At 49.4% G+C, this 16895-nt stretch carries 14 protein-coding genes; 6 read left to right on the forward strand and 8 right to left on the reverse strand.

Going from position 1 to position 16895, the window contains the following annotated elements; all coding sequences use genetic code 11:
* Positions 1-2 precede the first annotated feature (2 nt).
* Genes asnB (R2K26_RS05025) through asnB (R2K26_RS05040) form a run of 4 tightly spaced genes read left to right on the forward strand, consistent with a single transcriptional unit; the run spans position 3 to position 5734 of the window.
* Positions 3-1880 (forward strand): asparagine synthase (glutamine-hydrolyzing), encoded by a 1878-nt coding sequence (asnB, locus tag R2K26_RS05025; protein ID WP_316519054.1) that lies wholly within the window; start codon positions 3-5, stop codon positions 1878-1880.
* Positions 1881-1904: 24 nt separating this feature from the next.
* Positions 1905-3146 carry an ATP-grasp domain-containing protein gene (locus R2K26_RS05030; protein ID WP_176820246.1) on the forward strand — a complete coding sequence of 414 codons (1242 nt, stop codon included), beginning with the start codon at positions 1905-1907 and terminating at the stop codon, positions 3144-3146.
* On the forward strand, positions 3146-3865 hold the full coding sequence (locus R2K26_RS05035) for an aspartate/glutamate racemase family protein (protein ID WP_176820247.1): 720 nt from the start codon (positions 3146-3148) through the stop codon (positions 3863-3865). The genes R2K26_RS05030 and R2K26_RS05035 overlap by 1 nt, the downstream gene beginning before the upstream one ends.
* A gap of 21 nt (positions 3866-3886) precedes the next feature.
* Positions 3887-5734, forward strand: coding sequence for an asparagine synthase (glutamine-hydrolyzing) (gene asnB / locus R2K26_RS05040; RefSeq protein WP_316519055.1), 1848 nt, complete (start codon positions 3887-3889; stop codon positions 5732-5734).
* Positions 5735-5886: 152 nt separating this feature from the next.
* On the opposite strand, the gene R2K26_RS05045 is transcribed toward asnB (R2K26_RS05040), so the two are convergent.
* The gene (locus tag R2K26_RS05045; protein WP_316519056.1) at positions 5887-6666 is read right to left on the reverse strand and encodes an AraC family transcriptional regulator; all 780 of its coding nucleotides are present in this window, start codon (positions 6664-6666) and stop codon (positions 5887-5889) included.
* A 183-nt stretch (positions 6667-6849) separates the two neighbouring features.
* On the opposite strand from R2K26_RS05045, the gene R2K26_RS05050 reads away from it, so the two are divergent.
* A complete protein-coding gene (locus R2K26_RS05050; RefSeq protein WP_316519057.1) occupies positions 6850-8556 on the forward strand; it encodes a sugar-binding domain-containing protein in 1707 nt (568 codons plus the stop codon).
* A 171-nt stretch (positions 8557-8727) separates the two neighbouring features.
* Positions 8728-9624, forward strand: coding sequence for a hypothetical protein (locus R2K26_RS05055; RefSeq protein WP_316519058.1), 897 nt, complete (start codon positions 8728-8730; stop codon positions 9622-9624).
* A 135-nt stretch (positions 9625-9759) separates the two neighbouring features.
* Here R2K26_RS05055 and tsf read toward each other — a convergent pair whose 3' ends face one another.
* The 7 genes from tsf to R2K26_RS05090 form a co-directional block, all read right to left on the reverse strand.
* Positions 9760-10680: a translation elongation factor Ts gene (gene tsf, locus R2K26_RS05060; protein ID WP_176820252.1), complete on the reverse strand. Its 921-nt coding sequence runs from the start codon at positions 10678-10680 to the stop codon at positions 9760-9762.
* A gap of 70 nt (positions 10681-10750) precedes the next feature.
* Positions 10751-11488 carry a 30S ribosomal protein S2 gene (gene rpsB, locus R2K26_RS05065; RefSeq protein ID WP_176820253.1) on the reverse strand — a complete coding sequence of 246 codons (738 nt, stop codon included), beginning with the start codon at positions 11486-11488 and terminating at the stop codon, positions 10751-10753.
* 160 nt (positions 11489-11648) lie between these two features.
* Entirely contained in the window at positions 11649-11939 is a 291-nt protein-coding gene (locus R2K26_RS05070; RefSeq protein ID WP_176820254.1) for a YlmC/YmxH family sporulation protein, read from the reverse strand.
* Positions 11940-11996: 57 nt separating this feature from the next.
* Positions 11997-12407: a DUF4886 domain-containing protein gene (locus R2K26_RS05075; protein ID WP_316519059.1), complete on the reverse strand. Its 411-nt coding sequence runs from the start codon at positions 12405-12407 to the stop codon at positions 11997-11999.
* A gap of 33 nt (positions 12408-12440) precedes the next feature.
* The gene (locus tag R2K26_RS05080) at positions 12441-12563 is read right to left on the reverse strand and encodes a hypothetical protein (protein WP_316519060.1); all 123 of its coding nucleotides are present in this window, start codon (positions 12561-12563) and stop codon (positions 12441-12443) included.
* 137 nt (positions 12564-12700) lie between these two features.
* Entirely contained in the window at positions 12701-13726 is a 1026-nt protein-coding gene (locus tag R2K26_RS05085; RefSeq protein WP_343284447.1) for a dihydrodipicolinate reductase, read from the reverse strand.
* Positions 13727-14572: 846 nt separating this feature from the next.
* A complete protein-coding gene (locus tag R2K26_RS05090) occupies positions 14573-16894 on the reverse strand; it encodes an InlB B-repeat-containing protein (RefSeq protein WP_316519061.1) in 2322 nt (773 codons plus the stop codon).
* Position 16895 lies beyond the last annotated feature (1 nt).

Here is a 16895-nt window from a genome sequence, read left to right on the forward strand (position 1 = left end):
GTATGTGTGGTTTTGTAGGTTATATTGACGGCGGCGAAACACAGCTTATGGAGCCCGTGCTGCACGCTATGGCAGACCGCATCCGTCACCGCGGTCCGGACGACGCTGACTATTATATGGACGGCGAGATCTCGCTCGGTTTCCGCAGACTTTCCATCATTGACCTCGAGGGCGGCAGACAGCCGATTTTGAATGAAGATAAAAGCAAGGTTCTCATGTTTAACGGCGAGATTTATAACTATCAGTCTCTCCGCGAAGACCTTTTAAAGGCAGGCCATGTATTTACAACGAAAACGGACAGCGAAGTGCTGCTGCACGGCTTTGAAGAATACGGCACCGACCTGCTCAATAAGCTGCGCGGCATGTTCGCGTTCATCATTTGGGACAAGAATACGAAAACGCTGTTCGGCGCGCGCGATTACTTTGGCATTAAGCCGTTTTACTATGCAAAGATGCAGGGCACGTTGATGTTCGGCAGCGAGATCAAGAGCTTTGTGGAACACCCGCACTTTAAGCGCGAGCTGAATGAACGCGCACTGGAGGGCTACCTTTCTTTCCAGTATTCTCCGGGCTACGAGACATTCTTCAAGAACGTTTACAAGCTGCCGCCTGCACATTATTTCTTCTACAAAGACGGCAAAATGGATATGCAGCGCTACTGGATCCCGGAATTCAACGCGGAAGAAGACAAGCCGCTTGAATATTGGGTAGACGAGATTGAAAAGACCTTTGACGACTCCGTGAACGCACACAAGATTGCGGACGTTGAAGTCGGCTCTTTCCTTTCCTCCGGCGTGGATTCCAGCTATGTGGCCTGCTCTGCCGATGTGGACAAGACGTTTACGGTCGGCTTTGACAACGGCGAAAAATACAACGAGATCAGCTACGCAAAGGAGCTTTCCGAGCTGATTCCGGTGAAGAATTACAGCAAGACGATTACCCCGGAAGAGTTCTGGGGCAACTTCGGCAAGATTCAGTACCACATGGACGAGCCGCTTGCCGACCCGTCCGCCGTGGCACTCTATTTCGTGTGTAACACGGCTTCCAAATATTTGAAGGTCGTGATGTCCGGCGAGGGCGCCGATGAAATTTTCGGCGGCTACAACATTTATAAAGAGCCGCTCGCCGTACCGACTTATGATAAGATTCCGTTCCCCATCCGTCGCTTTATCGGCAAAGTCGCTTCACACCTGCCGAAGAAATCCGGCATCAACTTCCTTATCCGCCGCGGCAAAAAGCTCGAAGACCGCTTCATCGGCAACGCGTACATGTTCACTGAGGAAGAACGCAAGAAGCTCCTGAAAATTAAGACCGATGCACCGTCCCCGGCAGAAGTTGTAAAGCCGTTCTATGATCGCGTAAAGGATAAAGACCCGGTAACGAAAATGCAGTTCGTTGACCTTAACGCCTGGATGGTCGGCGATATTCTTCTGAAAGCGGATAAAATGAGTATGGCAAACTCCCTTGAGGTGCGCGTGCCGTTCCTCGATAAGAAGATTATGGAGCTTGCGGAGCGCATCCCGCTCAAGTACCGTGTAAACGACGAGAACACGAAGTTTGCGATGCGCAAGGCCGCTTTGCGCCGCATGCCCGAAAAGTGGGCCGGCAAAAAGAAGCTCGGCTTCCCCGTGCCGACGCGTGTGTGGCTCAAGGAAGATAAGTACTACAACATCGTAAAGGAGAAGTTCACGGGCGAAGTGGCACAGAAGTACTTCAACACCGACATGCTCGTAAAACTGCTGGACGACCACAAAAACGGCAAGGCGGACAACAGCCGCCGCGTTTGGACGGTCTACACGTTCCTCGTGTGGTACGACCAGTTCTTTAACGATGATATTCTCAACGGCTATGCGGAGCACACAGACACAAAGACCGCGTAAGTATTTGGAAGGAAAATAAAGATCATGAATACAGAAGCATTAAAAAAACAAGATTTTCTGCCGGTTCTACTCGGCAGTGACATCAACGTATACGGCATGGCGCGTTCTTTCCACGAGGCTTACGGGTACAAAAGCGTAGCGGTCGGCAAGGGCATCCTCCCCGCCTGCACGCACAGCCACATTGTGGAAGTTTTAAAGGTAGAACCGCGCCTTGAAGAAGACGACGTGTTTGTCCGCACGCTGACGGAATTTGCAAAGAACTTCTCCGGGCAGAGATTACTGCTCGTCCCCTGCGGCGACAACTACATCAAAATGCTTGTGCGCAACCAGACGAAGCTGCGCGGCATTTATGAATTCGAGTGCATCAGCGAAGAGCTTTTAATGCGCCTTTCCATCAAGGAAAGCTTTTATCAGGTCTGCGAGGAGCACGGCTTCTCGTTCCCGAAGACAACGACCTGCACGTATGAGAACCACAAGAATCTTGAGCTGCCTTTCGACTTCCCGGTCATCATCAAGCCCTCGAACAGCGTGGCATACTGGAACTGCAAGTTCCCGCACAAAAAGAAGGTTTTCGTTGCGAACACCCGCGAGGAATTTGATGCAATTTTGGACGCCATTTACGGTTCCTCTTACAAAGATCACCTCATTTTGCAGGAATTCATCCCGGGTGACGATTCTAAAATGCGCGTGATGAACTGCTACTGCGGCAAGGATAAGAAAGTAAAGCTCATTGCACTCGGCAATGCCGTGCTCGAGGAGCATTCCCCGGAGGGCATCGGCAGCTATGCGGCCATCATCAACGGCTATGACGAAAAGCTGAACGAGACGATGAAGAACTTCCTTGAGGGCATCGGTTACGTGGGCTTTGCAAACTTCGATATGAAGTACGACGAGCGTGACGGCAAATATAAGCTCTTCGAGATGAACCTGCGTCAGGGCCGCAGCAGCTATTTCGTAACGGCTGCGGGCTACAACATTGCAAAGTGGCTTGCGGACGACGTCATCTACAACAAGCCCATGGATCTCACCATTGCCACAAATAAAGTGCTGTACACAATCATCCCGACGAAGATCATCTTTGACTATTGCCCGGACACCGCCGTGAAAGCGGAAGCGAAAAAGCTCATCGATGAAGGTAAAGTGGTCAACTCGTATTATTACAAGAAAGACCGCAGCCTGATGCGCTGGCTGATGTTCCGCCGCAACCAGCACAACTACTTTGAAAAGTACAAGCGTTATTTCAACAACAAAGGACTGCGTGACTGATGAACAGTTTAGGCGTTATCGGCGGACTCGGCCCCATGGCGACAGCGTATTTATTAGAGCTTATCACCGACATGACCGATGCTCGCACCGATCAGGAGCATCTTGACGCGATCATATTCAATCGCCCGAGTGTGCCGGATCGGACCGCATACATTTTAGACCATACAAAGCCCTCCCCTGTGCCGCCGATGATCGACATCGCACAGAAATTGGAGGCGCTGGGCGTGTGCGCACTCGCTACCCCGTGCGTGACGGCACACAGCTTTCACGATGAACTGCAAAGCAGCGTACACATTCCGTTTATCCACATGGTGCGCGAAACGGCAGCATATCTAAAAGAAGCCGGCTGCAAAAAGCCCGGCATTATGGCGACAACCGGCACGGTGCGTATGGGCTTATTTCAAACCGCGCTGACCGATGCGGGGCTTTCCTACGTTTTGCCGAACGACGAAATGCAGCAGAACGTAATGTCGCTCATTTACGACTGCGTAAAAGCAGGTGAACCGGCGGATATGGTAAAATTCCGCGCCGTTTCCGACGCTTTGCGCGCGGACGGCTGCGACGCTATTATTTTAGGCTGCACGGAGCTCTCCATCATCAAGCGTGATAACGAGCTTGGACCCGGTTATCTTGACGCACTGGAAGTGTTGGCACGTGCGTGCATTTTGGCGTGCGGCAAAAAGCTCAAGCCGAAATATTCTTCCCTGATCCAACAATAAAAGCATAAGGAGGCGTTTTGTATGTGCGGCTTTGCCGGTTATATTCACAACTACGGAACGTTCGATAAAGAAGAAGTCATCCATAAAATGGCCGACCGCATCAAGCACCGCGGCCCGGATGATGCCCATTATTACATTGACGACGGCATTGCCCTCGGTTTCCGCCGCCTTTCCATCATCGACCTCGAGGGCGGCAGGCAGCCGATTTTAAACGAAGACGGCTCGCTCGTGCTGCTCTTTAACGGCGAAATTTACAACTATCAGGAGCTTCGCGAAGAGCTCATTAAAGCCGGACACGTCTTCACCACAAAGACAGACAGCGAAACGATTCTGCACGGATACGAGGAATACGGCAAAAAAATCCTTGACCGTCTGCGCGGCATGTTTGCTTTCATCATCTGGAACAAGAACACAAAAGAGCTCTTTGGTGCACGCGATATTTTCGGCATCAAGCCGTTCTATTACTACAAAAAGGGCAAGGAATTCATGTTCGGCAGCGAGATCAAAAGCTTTCTCTCTCACCCGAATTTTGAAAAAGAGCTCGACGAGGATATGATCCCGTTGTACCTTTCCTACGAGTACAGCCCGGACGAGCGCACAATTTTTAAAAATGTCTTCAAGCTGCCCGGCGCACACTGCTTCACCTACAAAAACGGCGAACTGAAAGTGGAGCGTTACTATAAGATCGAATACAAGATTGAAGACGACAAATCGCTTGAATACTGGGAGAATGCCATCACAAAGGAGTTCACGGAGTCCGTCTCCATGCACCAGATTGCCGATGTTGAGGTCGGCTGCTTCCTCTCCTCCGGCGTGGATTCCAGCTATGTTGTGAAAGAAATCTCCAAGGGTACGAAGAAGGTCAAGACATTCTCCGTCGGCTACGAGGAGGAAAAATACAGCGAGCTGCCGTATGCGCAGGACTTCTCCAATGTCATCGGCGTACCGAACATCGCGAATAAGGTTTCCGCAGATGAGTTCTTCGACGCGGTGCCGGAGATTCAGTATTACATGGATGAGCCGCTGCCGAACCCCTCGGAGATCCCGCTCTACTTCCTCGCCAAAAATGCCCGCCGCTATGTGAAGGTCGTGCTTTCCGGCGAAGGTGCGGACGAGCTGTTCGGCGGCTACCCGATGTATCTTGCAGGCGGACACTTTGACCACTATTCGCATAAGGTACCGCGCCCGGTGCGTAAAGTCCTCGGCACGGTCGCAAAGCACTGCCCGAACTTCAAGGGCAAAAACTTCCTCGTGCGCGGCGCCATGGAGCCGTATCAGCGCTTTATGCGCGCAAACTACGTTTTCCAGAGCGCAGAGCGCCAAAAATTCTTGAAGCGTCCCATCGCGAGCAAGGTGCCGGAGGAATACAGCAAGCGCTATTTCGACGAAGTATCGAATCTCGACGAGCCGACCCAGCTTCAGTATGTGGACATGCACACGTGGATGATCTATGACATCCTACTGAAAGCCGACCGCATGAGTATGGCAAACTCCCTTGAGCTGCGCGTGCCGTTCCTCGATAAAAAGATGCTGGAGCTTTCCACACGCATTCCTTCCCGCTACCGTGCAGCAAACGAAACGACGAAGATTGCCCTGCGCGGCGCGGCCATCAAGCAGCTGCCGGAGCGCACGGCAAACAAAAAGAAGCTCGGCTTCCCTGTTCCGCTGAACGATTGGCTGCGTGAGGATAAGTACTACAACAAGGTCAAGGCGGCGTTCCAGAGCGATATTGCGGAGAAATTCTTCGTGACGAGCGAGCTGATGAAGTTGCTCGACGACCACAAGAGCGGCAAGGCGCTGAACATGCAGAAGATCTGGTCATTCTATACGTTTATCCTTTGGTATGAGCAGTTCTTTGTGCTGAACTGAATATAGTCGAAAACAGCGTCAAATTACAGATTGGCGCTGTTTCTTTATGGAATTATTTTGTTTTGTTAACAACAGACAAGCAAATTTAAAGGAAAAATAAAAGCTTTATTCTTCCCTTTTTGGGGCGGAATAAGGCTTTTTCTTTTGCAGCTTTATCGTCTTGCACGGCGGTACGCGGCAGGTGTTTCGCCGGTGATGCGTTTAAACTGGCGGATGAAATGGTATGGGTCTGCATATCCGCTGTGCTCGGCAACTTCCGTGATGGGCAAGTCACTTCCGGAGAGCAATAAAGACTGTGCATAACGAATACGCGCTTCAATCAGGTCGCGCATGGGCGATGTACCAAAAACCGCGCGGTATAACGCATGCAGGTGCGAAGCGCTGACAGACGCAAGCGATGCCATTTGCGGCACAGTCCAGTGCTTTTCCGGGTCGGAAAGCACCGTGTGACGCAGGTTCTGCATCTTTTCCCTATCTGCACGGCTGACCGCAGGCGAGTAGTTTTCTTCCGCTATGGCGCGGGAGAAACGCACAAGAAATTCTGTGGTGTATGCTTCCAACAAGTCCTCCCGAAACGGTTCATTGGAGAAAAATGCAGCTTCCGTTTTTCGGAAAAGGCCGGAGATAAACTCTGCCGCACGTGGGTAAAGCAGTGTGTTTTCTGGAATACGATAACGCAAAAGCTGCACGCGAAAGCCAGGCGCAAAATGCGCCCAGTTGTGCGTGAGGTTACTGTCTGAGTGAAACCACTGTGGTTCATCCGGCGCATAGAAAATACACGCGCCTGGTCTTACTGTGACCTTTTCCCTGTTAATTTCGATCTCTACGCTGTTCATAAAGTGCAAAAACGTGTAGGTTTCAATGCCCGTCGGGCGCACAAGCGTAAACCCGGCCTTTTCCGGCCAATCGTGGCGAATATCTGTAATCTCCATTTTGATGCCCCCTTTGCTTTATATTATACTCAAAAGCTCCCCGTGTCGCAATAGAATAAGTCAATTTTCGTGCATGATACGACATTGTATTTTGCATAGAGATTGCGTACAATGAAACCGTAATCAAAAAAGCGCGGCAGAAATTGGGATTTGCCGTCTTTTCGAGGAAAGGATGTACGAAAAATGAGTAATATACCGAGAAAAGAATATCCGCGCCCGCAGTTTGTGCGCGAAAACTGGATGAACCTGAACGGCACATGGGCGTTTGAGATCGATAACGGCCGCAGCGGTGAGGCGCGCGGCTTACAGAAGGTCGGCACAGCGCTCAGCGGAGAGATCACCGTTCCGTTCTGCCCGGAAAGCGAACTTTCCGGTGTGCAGCACACCGATTTCATGTACGGCGTTTGGTATAAGCGCACTGTAACGGTCACAGAAAAACAGCTGAAGGGCCGCGCCGTGCTGCATTTCGGCGCTGTGGATTATTGCGCAAAAGTTTTTGTGAACGGCAAGCTTGCCGGCACACACAAGGGCGGCTATGTTTCGTTTGAGTTTGACGTGACCGCACTTTTAAAAGCGGGCGAAAATGAAATTGCCGTCTACGCCGAAGATAATACGCGCGACCGCCTCATCCCGAGCGGCAAGCAGAGCGAGCAATATAACTCATACGGCTGCTTCTACACGCGCACCACGGGCATTTGGCAGACCGTATGGCTGGAGTTCACCCCGAAGGCTTATATTTCCCGCGTGCAGTATTATCCGAACATCACTGCAGGCACGGTAACGGTGACCGCAGAGCTGGTCGGTACGGCAAACCTAACGGTGACAACTTCGTTTGAAGGCAAAGAAATGGGCGGCTACACAGCAGAAAACGCCTGCGGCACGCACACATTCACGATAAAGCTGAGCGAAAAGCATCTGTGGGATGTCGGCTGCGGCAATCTGTATGACGTTGCATTCGCTTTCGGTGAAGATAACGTCACGAGTTATTTCGGTCTGCGCGAAGTGCGCCTGGACGGCCACAAGTTCCGCATCAACGGCCGCTCTGTTTTCCAGCGTCTGGTGCTCGACCAAGGCTTCTATCCGGATGGCATCTACACTGCGCCGAGCGACGAAGCGCTTGAAAACGACATTAAGCTCTCCCTTGCCGTCGGTTTCAACGGTGCCAGACTGCATGAGAAGATTTTTGAAGAGCGCTTCCTCTACCACGCAGACCGCTTAGGCTACATCGTTTGGGGCGAATTCCCGAACTGGGGTCTCGATTCCTCCTATGCCGATTCCGTTTACGGCATTTTGCCGGAGTGGACAGAAGAAATCCGCCGCGATTTTAACCACCCGGCTATTGTCGGCTGGTGTCCGTACAACGAGACATGGGATACCGACGGCAGGAAACAGTTTGACGACGCACTCGACATCGTTTACAGAGCAACGAAAGCGCTTGATCCTACCCGTCCGTGCATTGATACGAGCGGCAACTATCATGTGGCAACTGATATTTTCTGCGTGCACGATTACGAGCAGAACCCGGAGATCTTTAAGGAGCACTATGACAAGCTGATGACCGAGGGCACACTGTTTGACAACCACGCGCACCGCCAGACCTACAAGGGCGAAGCGACGTTTGTCAGCGAATACGGCGGCATTCAGTGGAGTCAGGACGAGAGCGGTTGGGGCTACGGCACCGGTCCGAAGACCGAAGAGGAATTCCTCACGCGTTTTAAGGGCCTTACAGACGCATTGCTTGATAACAGTGAAATGTTCGGTCTTTGCTACACGCAGCTGACCGACGTGGAGCAGGAACAGAACGGCCTTTACACCTATCAGAGAAAGCCGAAGTTTGATCCCGCGTTCTTCCACGGCGTTTTGAGTCGCAAAGCCGCAATCGAAGACTAACAGATACGTTTGGTGCCCGCAGTTTTTCCGCTGCGGGCACTTTTTTATCAAAATACAGGAATTTTGTTGATTTTCGTCATACGTACGTCACAAATGCATAGTATTCTATATAATAGAGTAATTTTGGGCAGCAAGCTTCTGCTACCGGATGCTGTTCTGAGGAGCGTATTTATGCCGCAAAATCACTTTAGAGAACCGAAAAACCGACGTGAACATCTTCTCTCTTCCCTACCAATCGTCTTGCCGGTGGCAGCCGTGACGATATCCGCCGCCGCGTTTGGTTTGCTGTTCCTGCAAGGGAATCCAGTGGAGAGCGCGGAGGAAACCGTTACATACACTGCAGCGATTGGCGCAGCTGACGAGCAGGTGGAAATGTACGTCTACGACGCGGGCAACGATGAAGTTGAGAAAGCCGAAGAAGAAGCTTCGGAAATGAATGCCGCGTCTTCCTATGCCGCAAAAGAGCGCATTTTGCCGGCTGGCGAAGTAGAAGACACCGCAGAGCTTGTAGATGCATACAGCTCTGTGCCATTATTTGTTTCAAGCGGCAATCTTGCGGAGCAAGGCGTGCAGACACGGCTTGAGCTGCTTGAAGATTATTTTCCAAACGGCATGTACTGGAACCATGTCGGTGTGGACACAAGCGAAATGACGGCAGACGAAATTGCCATGTGCGTTACAGACACGCCGTGCAACCATTCCGTTTATGGTTATGGAAACTGCAACATTTATAACGGTCTGATGGATGATTTCTTCCCGCAATACGGAGACGAAACGCAATGCCTCGGCTACGCTTCCATCATCAGCGACCTGCTGTTCGGCTACGATGCACCGATCACGGAGTTTTACGACTTTGACGAGTTGCGCATCGGCGATCACATCCGCATGGGTTGGTATGAGCACTCGCTGATCGTGACGGACATCGACTGGGATACCGATACCATCACCGTGACGGAAGTAAATGCAGATTACGAAAACTGCCAGATCTCCTGGGGTCGACAAATCACCCGCAGCGAGCTTCTCGGCATGGAAGGCGACCTTACCTATTACACGCGCTACGCAAATTGAAAATCGGTTGTTCTGCGCCTCGGCAAGATTTTGATGTCTTGTCGGGGCACATTTTATATTTTCCAAAAGTTATACGATACAAAAACACCCCGAACGACGCAAAATCGTTCGAGGTGTGCTGATTCAGAGAATCAATTATTTAACCATGTTGGCAACTTCGCTTGCGAAATCGTCGTTTCTCTTCTCGAGGCCTTCGCCCTTCTCGAAGCGAACGAAATCCGTAACCTTCATCGTGCCGCCGGCCTTCTTTGCTTCCTCAGCAATGTACTGCTCAACGGAGAGGTCGCCGTTCTTAACGAACGCCTGCTGCAGGAGGCAGTTGTTCTCATAGAACTTGCCGATTCTGCCGGTAACCATCTTCTCGATGATGTTCTGCGGCTTCTTGGAGTTCTTCGGATCGTTCTGGATCTGAGCCATGAGGATTTCTTTTTCCTTGTCGAGTGCTTCAGCCGGAACCGTGGACTTATCGAGATAAGCCGGATTCAGAGCGGCAATCTGCATTGCGACGTCCTTGCCGCACTCGTTGAGAACTTCTGCCGGAACATTCTCGGTCTCAAAACGAACGAGAACGCCGATTCTGCCGCCGCCGTGTACGTAAGCAACGCAGTCGCCCTCGTAACGGACGAAGCGACGGATCTTGATGTTCTCGCCGATGGTGAGAATCTTATCCTTCAGCATAGCATCAACAGTCATATCGGAGCCGTGTGCCTTAGCTGCAAGGAGAGCTTCAACGTCTGCCGGGTTCTCATAGATAACAGTCTCGGCACAGGTCTTAACGAAATCGATGAACTGAGCATTCTTCGCAACGAAGTCGGTCTCAGCGTTGACTTCGATCACAACGCCAACCTTACCGCACTCGCTGACCATAGCGTATGCAACACCCTCAGCTGCAATACGGCTTGCCTTCTTAACGGAAGCTGCAAGACCCTTCTCGCGGAGAATCTCGGTTGCCTTCTCTACATCGCCCTCAGCCTCTGTGAGAGCCTTTTTGCAATCCATCATGCCGCAGCCTGTCTTAGCGCGCAGATCTGCAACGTCCTTAGCTGTGAAATTCATTTCAAATCACCATTCCTTGTAGAATCTTAAACTCTATATCAAACGAAAGGAATTTTTAACCGAAATTAAATTATTCCTCGGTCTCTGCAGCAGCTTCTTCGGTCTCCTCAGCAGCAGCGCCCATACGGCCCTCGCGGCCTTCGATGATAGCGTTAGCCATAGCACCTGCGATGAGCTTAACAGCGCGGATAGCGTCGTCGTTGCCCGGGATAACGTAGTCAATCTCGTCCGGATCGCAGTTGGTATCTACGATTGCAACGATCGGAATACCGAGCTTCTTCGCTTCGGAAACAGCGATTCTTTCCTTTCTCGGGTCAACAATGAACAGTGCGCCCGGGAACTCCTTCATGTCTTTGATGCCGCCAAGATACTTTTCAAGCTTTTCGATCTCAAGCTCAAGCTTGCTGACTTCCTTCTTCGGGAGCAGCTCGAAGGTGCCGTCTTCCTGCATCTTGCGCAGCTGTGCAAGTCTCTGGATTCTGCGGCGGATGGTCGTGAAGTTGGTGAGCATGCCGCCCAGCCAACGAGCGTTTACATAGTAAGCGCCTGCGCGGAGAGCCTCTTCCTTAACGGACTCCTGAGCCTGCTTCTTCGTGCCTACGAAGAGAACGCTCTTGCCTTCCATGGAAAGGTCACGAACGAAGTTGTAAGCCTCTTCGAGCTTCTTAACGGTCTTCTGCAGGTCGATGATGTAGATACCGTTTCTCTCCGTGAAGATGTACTGTGCCATCTTCGGGTTCCATCTTCTTGTCTGGTGACCGAAGTGAACACCGGCCTCCAGAAGCTGCTTCATTGATACGACTGCCATTTGAAAATACCTCCTTGGTTTTTCCTCCGCCGGGCTGATATTTTCGGGGAAAACCGCTTTCGCGGCACCAATCCGAGAGCCTCGGCGTGCGTTTTTGCTTGCAGAATCTGCAAATCGCTAAACTATTATAGCACAACATGCCGGGTAAAGCAAGTGTTTTCTATCCGTTTTCAAAGAAATTTTGTAAGAAGCTGCGCTTCGGTGTCCGCTTTACGGGAATGTGATCGACCAGCACAGCATCCTCCCCAATGGTCTTCACAGCGCTCCATGGGATCACACAGTCATTCTCTCTGCCAAACAATCCGAAAAAGCGCGGACGGCCGTACACCACGATCGCCGTCAATGCCGCCTGCTGTGTATCAAATTCAATATCACCGAGATACCCGATGCGCGAGCCATCCAAAACACTGATCACCTCTCGCCCATGCATTTCTCCGATGCGTTCTAACATATCGCTCCCCCGTTTCGCCGTATTTTTCCGATACAGCGTATGCACAGTAGGGATACATTATGCGTTTGCATCCTTTAAAATGACTTCGGCAATCGTTTCGGCGGCAAGGTTCGAGCCCGCTTCGTTCGGATGGCTACCATCGTCGTTGAAAAGATTCTCGGTTTCGGTTTTTTCATAAAATGCACTGCCGACATCGGCGAGCAGCGTGTGGTTTTTCTCTGCCGCTTCTGCATAGGCTTCGTGCATTTTGCGGTACATCTCATCGTAATCTATGCCGAATTTTTGAAGCTGTTTGCCGTCTTTTTGGTATGCCCATGTCGCATACAGAACAGGTACGGCACCGTTTTCACGAATTTTACCGCACAAATCTTTCACGCTCTGCATAAAGCTTTCCTTTGCTGTGATAGGGCCGTTGCTCATCTCCTGCAAAACGACGTAATCCCATTTTTCATTTTGCAGCAGCTCCAATGCTTTTGCGCCGAGCCTTGTTTCAGGGTTCAGCTACTCACGTAAGCGTGCACCGCCGCGTGTGTTCTGTACTACTTCGGCACCCGTGATTTCCGCCAGTATACTCGGCAGATCATTTGTCAAAATATAGCTGTTTCCAAGCATTAAAATGCGCATATTTATTTCTCCTATCCTCATGGTACTTTATCATTTATAATATAGCACATTTTCGCAGTTTAGACAAGAAAAGCCGCCCGGTTTTTGCACCGAGCGGCGAAATTCACTTGTTTCTTTTTAGTATTTTCTTGCTTTAATCAGCAATAGAACTCCATCGGATACGTGAGATACTTGTTCGGGTCAAGCTGATCGGCAGTAACATAACCGGCCGGTGCACAAATGAGGCTCGGCAGACGATTGACAACCGTCGCGCAAGTATGCTCAACGGTTGCAGGCTTCACAACATGGAACTCGGTGTTCGGCTCGCCGATGATTTGCCAATCGCACATATCGCCGTCTTCCGGGCCGTAGACCTTGCCGATGGTCTCCTCTTCGATGGTGATGCCCTGCATTGTCTCGATGGCCACGACGGCAGACATGCCGATGCAGCGGCCGGCTTCGATGGTCTTGCCGAGCGTCTCGGAGTAAATGTCGTGATCGATGATGCACGGCACATGCTTCTGGTTGATAGACTTGATTGTCAGGCCAAGCTTATTGCAAATGGCTTCGCTGGCATTCCAAGCGTAGGACGGCTCAAAAATGTCCGGGTGCGCAATCCTCTGCTCAAACTCTTCTGGTGTCAGGTCGCAGCCATGCGCATTTGCGAGCGCTAATCCATATTCCTCTACGTTGTAGCTGTACGCGCCTTTAATCTTCGTAATTTTGTGGCAACCGCCCGCGACGAGCGCGACCATGTTGATCCAGAAGATATCCTGCATGCCGCTGCCCGTGATGGTGCAGTTATTCGCTTTAGCGATAGCGTCCAGACGGTTGACCTGAACTGCAGAGGTCGTCCACGGATAAATCGCTTCTTCGCACGTCGTGATGACATTGAGTCCGCGTGATACACATTTTTCCACATGGTCATAAATATCGCCGATGAAGCTGAACAGCGTCACAATCGCAACATCTGCATCGCACTCATCGAGAACTTTATCCGCATTGTTCGAAATCAGTACGCCGGTCTTAAGGCCGAGACCCGCGAAATCACCGACATCCTGTCCGACGACCGCCGGGTTTACGTCGATCGCGCCGACAATCTGTGCGCCGTGCTCATGCAGATACCGAAGAATGTACTTGCTCATTTTGCCGCAGCCATACTGCACAACTCTGATTTTTTCCACAAGAACTTCCTCCTTTGATTTGGATTTCAAATTTATCTTCGCGGGACATCCCGCTTGTCTTCGCTTATAGTATATCCTCATCTTAGTTTAGAGTCAAGGAAGTTTTGTGAAATTTTTATTAAACTTTTATTCGTTGAATTCTACCGACACTTGAAGCTGCAAAAATATATGCACACCAACCTATACCGGAAAAGCTTAAGCCTTCGTAAAACCAAGATTGATCGGATTGATGTGCGAGCCATTGCAACGATGCTAATGTCTAAAAGAACGATATGCAGAAAACTCGCTTTCAATATCTTCGTTATAGTTGCGCAAATTTGGTGATGTAGGAGGGCAGTATACAAACGCGCAAAACATAAAAAAAGCCCGCAAACCCAGTCATTTCAAGGGATTGCGAGCCTTTGAGGTGTGGTGTGGGTGTTCATACGGGATTTGATAAAAACACATTCAACCGACTCCGAATACACATGTTTATGCTCGCAAATGTTGAAATCCGCACATTCGATTTATCTGTTTGTTTCCCCTATAATAGCCGTCATCTGCATAGAACTGCGGATTCGGAAAATGGTGCTTTTTTTGCGTAGTCCATCAGGTAGATTTTCTGATTTTGTATGCTGTTGCTATCACTGTCCTTCTTGCCGTCATCCTGTGAAAATCGGCAGTACAGGGCGGTGATTTCTTCCGTTTACCGTCTGTTCATTCTGACTCCTTTCCGACAGTGGATACGGTTTTGAAGTGCCATCAATACACCATGCAGAACACTTGTTCGTCAAGTGCTTTCGGCATATTGTGACAGAAAAGACGGCTGCCGTTTCCGACAGCCGCCCTTGGGTTAAACATTTGATTTTACTTTACGCTACGCTTTTTCTTTCTGCCGTAAACGGTTGTTGCCGTTACCGCACCGCCGCTGACAAACAGCAGAGCAACCCACAATGCAAGGTTGGAGTTGTCGCCGGTCTGAGGCGAGGTAGTTGCATTGCTGCTTGGTTTATTGTTATTACCAGTGCTACCGCCAGCGCTTGTATTGTTATCACTCGGAAGCTTTGCCGTTACAGTCTGCTCCTTGGTAATTTCCTGTGTTGCTTTGGCATCCTTGTAATACTTGCCGCAGTCAGCACAGTACCAATATTCGATATTGCCCTCAGCGGTCTTGGTTGCCGCTTTTGCTTCAATGTGCTTCAGGTCGGTATGATTATCCGGTGCAATGCTTGTTTTTTCGCTCACGACTTTTCCGCACTTATAGCAGGTACGAAGAACCTCCCCTTCTTTGGCGCAGGTAGCATTTTCCTTAATGACATCAAATTTCGGATTATAATCGTGAGTTTCGTGATAGCAGGCTTTAAAAGTGATATTCAAGTCCTTTGTAACATTCGGAATAGAAAATACAACAGGTTTTCCGTATCCATCAAAGGAATAAGTGAAATCTGTCCCCAGTTTCAAGCCTTTTCCGTCTTTACCTTCAACGAACAATTCCTTATAGGTAAGTGCCCATTGCTCCGTGCCAACATAATATTTTTCACTGGCAAGGTAAAGATTAATACTGAAATCCTCGCCTTTTTTCAGCTTGTAGGTCGTATCCTTCAACGGAGCAAACCCTGTCGTATCCGCAAAGGTTATAAGGCAAAATGTGGCTTCCTTTTCAAAGGCAGCATAAAATGTCTTGTTTTCCGTTACCGTTCCCAATGAAGAAAGCGCATACGGTGAATTCTTATTTGCTGACCATCCGACAAAAGTATAGATATAATCTTCGTCTTTGATGACAGGTTTGTTACATTGGAATGTAATCTCTGTTCCATAATAGCCTTTATAGCTATACAGAGTTTCACTTCCATCATATGACTTGAACGCAATATCATATTGATTTCTTGCGTAATAGAGGGACAATTGCAGTTTACCGTCTCCGGTTATCGTTCCGCTATTAGATGATTTGGTGGTGTCAAACGAAAAACCATTTTTTAAATATGCGGAATCAGGTACGGTTACTATTGTATCCGTTGCACCGATTTCAGTCTTCGTTCTATCCGGTTTTTCCTGATACTGCCCATTTTTGTCCATATAATAGACGTTTACAGTGTACGGGGTATCACCGCTTGCTTTCCATTTTGCTGTATATGTCTGATTTCCGACAGTTCCTTTCGTAATTGTCACTGTGGGATATACGTCCAATGTATCGCCTGCTTCCCAACCGATAAAACTATATCCGGGTTTTGTTGGTGTAGGAAGCGTGAAATCGTCGCTTTCAATATTGAAAAGGGAATATGATATGCCACTTTCATGTTTGATGATTTCCGGTGTGGTAATATCATCAGAAAATACTCCACCATCCAGATAATAATACACATATTGCTGTTTTGGCTGCCAGTGTGCCGTCAGTGTTATATTGGACTGCCAGTTTGTCATAATATCCAAATATTTTGTCGGCTCTTGACTGTTGTCTTTATCACAAGTCCAACCAATGAAATCGTAGTTTTCCCGCTCCAGATTGCTGTTCAACGTATCAAATGGTTTGTCAAATCCGATCTTATAGTACGGTGTGGCATCGTTTGTCTTGTAATAATATGAGTAAATACTTTCATCGGGTGTGTTTTCCCAATGCCCACCATTTAAATCGTAGGTAATAGTATACCGAGTTGATGTTGAGGGCGTGGATTCTCCCTCTTTTACAACTGTTCCATCACCGGAGGATTTTTCTTTCAAAGCGCCGATAAGCCTATCCGGCACACCGTTTCCACACACAATTTTTCCGGTATTTACTACACCGGAAACGTTAAAATTACTAATATCGGATAGATATAATGTGCCGGTGTTAACAAAAGAATCTTCCAAGCCCAAGTTGTAACAGCCACTGATTCTTGCCGTTCCGTTATTTTGGAAGGAGCAACCGGAACTGACACCAAATGTTGAATTGGAACCGGTAAATGTAAATTCACTGTTATTTACAAAGCTTGCCTGATAACCAAGTGTAAAGCCATTTGAAATATCAACTGTCCCATTGTTTGTGAAGGTTTCATTCCCATACCAGCACCACATTTCAAATGAAGTATCTGTGTATGTTTCGCCGGAATTGATTGTTTTGCCATAATAGAGCGTCGATGCACTCGCCGAAATTGGCAGAGCCGTAAAGATCATCAACATTACCATTATGAACGGTAGTATTCTTTTTCTCATA

Origin of the sequence: Neglectibacter sp. CSJ-5, from assembly GCF_032490475.1 — a bacterium.
Classification (GTDB): Bacteria; Bacillota; Clostridia; order Oscillospirales; family Acutalibacteraceae; genus Hominenteromicrobium; species Hominenteromicrobium mulieris.

Bases quoted from the DNA above. Each gene is read 5' to 3' on its own strand.
- R2K26_RS05035 (WP_176820247.1), top strand. From the start codon at position 3,146: ATGAACAGTTTAGGCGTTATCGGCGGACTCGGCCCCATGGCGACAGCG.
- R2K26_RS05045 (WP_316519056.1), bottom strand. From the start codon at position 6,666: ATGGAGATTACAGATATTCGCCACGATTGGCCGGAAAAGGCCGGGTTT.
- R2K26_RS05070 (WP_176820254.1), bottom strand. From the start codon at position 11,939: ATGTTAGAACGCATCGGAGAAATGCATGGGCGAGAGGTGATCAGTGTT.
- R2K26_RS05050 (WP_316519057.1), top strand. From the start codon at position 6,850: ATGAGTAATATACCGAGAAAAGAATATCCGCGCCCGCAGTTTGTGCGC.
- R2K26_RS05055 (WP_316519058.1), top strand. From the start codon at position 8,728: ATGCCGCAAAATCACTTTAGAGAACCGAAAAACCGACGTGAACATCTT.
- asnB (WP_316519055.1), top strand. From the start codon at position 3,887: ATGTGCGGCTTTGCCGGTTATATTCACAACTACGGAACGTTCGATAAA.
- tsf (WP_176820252.1), bottom strand. From the start codon at position 10,680: ATGAATTTCACAGCTAAGGACGTTGCAGATCTGCGCGCTAAGACAGGC.
- R2K26_RS05090 (WP_316519061.1), bottom strand. From the start codon at position 16,894: ATGAGAAAAAGAATACTACCGTTCATAATGGTAATGTTGATGATCTTT.
- asnB (WP_316519054.1), top strand. From the start codon at position 3: ATGTGTGGTTTTGTAGGTTATATTGACGGCGGCGAAACACAGCTTATG.
- R2K26_RS05030 (WP_176820246.1), top strand. From the start codon at position 1,905: ATGAATACAGAAGCATTAAAAAAACAAGATTTTCTGCCGGTTCTACTC.
- rpsB (WP_176820253.1), bottom strand. From the start codon at position 11,488: ATGGCAGTCGTATCAATGAAGCAGCTTCTGGAGGCCGGTGTTCACTTC.
- R2K26_RS05080 (WP_316519060.1), bottom strand. From the start codon at position 12,563: ATGCGCATTTTAATGCTTGGAAACAGCTATATTTTGACAAATGATCTG.